General features: G+C 49.6%; 1 protein-coding gene. It reads left to right on the forward strand.

Going from position 1 to position 633, the window contains the following annotated elements; translation table 11 throughout:
- Positions 1 to 167: 167 nt before the first annotated feature.
- Positions 168 to 633, forward strand: a 466-nt coding sequence (locus tag H9Y04_RS45925; protein WP_306660260.1) for a pyruvate formate lyase family protein, incomplete at its 3' end; no start/stop codon positions are given.

Consider the following 633-nt stretch of genomic DNA (forward strand, 5'->3'; position numbering starts at 1 on the left):
TGAACTTCATCACTGATAACCTGATTCCGGTAACTATCGGGAACATTATCGGCGGGGGTCTGCTGGTCGGGTTGACATACTGGGTCATTTACCTGCGTGGCAACGACCATCACTAAGGGTTGTTTCAGGCAGTAAATAAAAAATCCACTTAAGAAGGTAGGTGTTACATGTCCGAGCTTAATGAAAAGTTAGCCACAGCCTGGGAAGGTTTTGCGAAAGGTGACTGGCAGAATGAAGTCAACGTCCGTGACTTTATTCAGAAAAACTACACCCCATATGAAGGCGACGAATCCTTCCTGGCTGGCGCGACTGAAGCGACCACCAAGCTGTGGGACACCGTAATGGAAGGTGTAAAACAGGAAAACCGCACTCACGCGCCTGTTGATTTTGACACTGCCCTGGCTTCCACCATCACCTCTCACGACGCGGGCTATATCGAGAAAGGTCTGGAAAAAATCGTTGGTCTGCAGACCGAAGCGCCGCTGAAACGTGCGATCATCCCGTTCGGTGGTATCAAAATGGTTGAAGGTTCCTGCAAAGCGTATAATCGCGAGCTGGACCCGATGCTGAAAAAAATCTTCACAGAGTACCGTAAAACTCACAACCAGGGCGTTTTCGACGTCTATACCCCGG

Origin of the sequence: Streptomyces polyasparticus, from assembly GCF_014493765.1 — a bacterium.
Lineage (GTDB): Bacteria > Actinomycetota > Actinomycetes > Streptomycetales > Streptomycetaceae > Streptomyces > Streptomyces polyasparticus.